This window comes from Sphingobium sp. Ant17 (assembly GCF_000588875.1).
Lineage (GTDB): Bacteria > Pseudomonadota > Alphaproteobacteria > Sphingomonadales > Sphingomonadaceae > Sphingobium.
In genome coordinates, this window is sequence record NZ_JEMV01000181.1 from 1 (window position 1) to 1,789 (window position 1,789).

Annotated in this window: 2 protein-coding genes; one reads left to right on the forward strand and one right to left on the reverse strand. The window is 54.5% G+C overall.

Annotation, left to right across the window (positions count from 1 at the left end):
- Nucleotides 1–351 (forward strand): hypothetical protein (locus BF95_RS30135; RefSeq protein ID WP_235210014.1); only part of this gene is annotated, 351 nt, incomplete at its 5' end.
- Nucleotides 352–671: 320 nt separating this feature from the next.
- Here the strand turns inward: BF95_RS30135 and BF95_RS25230 are convergent.
- Nucleotides 672–1,637 (reverse strand): DUF4917 family protein, encoded by a 966-nt coding sequence (locus BF95_RS25230; RefSeq protein ID WP_043155599.1) that lies wholly within the window; start codon nucleotides 1,635–1,637, stop codon nucleotides 672–674.
- Nucleotides 1,638–1,789: the final 152 nt, after the last annotated feature.

The window sequence follows — 1,789 nt, forward strand, 5'->3', positions numbered from 1 at the left end:
ATCGCCCATCGGCCACCGCAAGTCATCCTTGCCCCTTTTTCCTCCCCCTCTCCACCGAGCTTTGTTTTACGGTTCTACCAAATGGACTTACTTCAAATCCTGGACACGGCCGCGATGAAGAAGAAGCGGCCCAATCGAGATGCACCTCCCAGTCTTTCTGCCGAAGCGGATGCCGCCATCCTTCGACTTGCGCGCCTCCTGGGCCGTCAGATCGCGCGTGAACTTGATCTGGAGCGACAGCAACGAGAAAAAGCGCACGGACGTCCCCGCCCCAAAATCGTGGGGAATGAGGGACTTTGTCCCCTGCGTTTTGCATCATCTTGTCCCCCGCGAAAGCGAAGCCGTTCATAAGTCTGGATGATGTACCAGATTTTTGACGACGCAAAAGCAAACGCAATGGGAGGGATCACACATGAGCTATGCAATCCATCCGCTTTCGGCGTTAGCGGAGCAGGCTGCGTTTTGCGGTTGATTGCGGCCCGCTTTTTTGGCAAGCTCTGGGACATTCGCGACAGTCAGGTTCGGAGCACTGATAATGGGATAGCCGACATTCCGGCTCAGAAATACCGATGTCAGTTACCGCCAACATAGCGGTCGTTTGCGACACTTCGCTTGGCCGTCCGAATTGGCCATTCATTAATGCAGCTAATCGGAACTTAGGATAACGGAACCTACGCCCAGATCTGGGCACTCTCGCTGTCGAAAAAAGCGTAGCCAGTGCTCGATCCAGAGGTTCGCTGATATTTTGCGAGGAGGCCATCGAGTTCCTTCAGTTTTTCCCCATTGGGCTTGTATACACCGAAGTACACCTTCTTGGCGGAGGATCCGAAGATCGCGCGATAGATGTGCGCGTCGTTCTCGTCGGCGCTATGGCCATACACGAACACCGTTGCCGGGTTCAACACGAGCATGTCATAGCAGTGGCGCAGATACGCGACGGAGTTGATCCTTCGCATCTTCTGGGCGCTGGACCCTTCCGCCACATAGAGTGGGAATCGCCTCCCTTTGCCGATGGCATCGGTGATCGTCGCAATGACACCCGATCCACGATCGATAGCCTTGTAGACATCACCGATTTTGTCCTCGAACAGGTGAAGGCCGCCGTGGAGACTGTAGATGTGACAATGTGCAGATTCTTTGAATGGTCCATGAAACGCACCTTCTGTTGTCCCAAGTCCAAATCCATCTTTCAGTACAGATTTTTCGAGGTTCACCCAGTAGAGGAGCAGGTCATAGTTGAGCGAGAAAACGGTTTGAAAGTGAGATAGGAAAGCGGAACTACTAAGGTACTTGAGACCGAGGTCCTCCCGATGCGCGGGATGCGTGGAATTTACAGCCGCTACAAGCGCCTCCCGCACCTTTTGCGCATCGGCCTCGATCTCATCCGCATGGGCACCGTGCCCGTAAGCGCGCTCGACCAAAACCGCACCTTCGAGTGATCGAACCACAGCCTCGAAATCGACGGTATTCAATATATCGAAAAGGTCCCGGATTGGGGTCCCGGAACCGAGCCCCGATTTGTCGAGCAGGTTTCGATAGCTGAAATACTCGGCGGAAAAGCCGTTGCCGATAAGCAGCGCCCGATCCTCGCCATCCGTACGCTTTAGCGCTTCCTCAAAGTCGATTAGATCGGGCATCACGGCTCCTCGTTCGTACCTAACTAGGTCTTGCCCACAAACAAGCCGAAGCCAACGTCGCGGCGCGGGATACCTTAGTTCGTTGATATCACCATTGTCAGAGCGAAATGCACCGTCGGTAGAACGGACTCACGTGTTCGCGGACTAGGTCA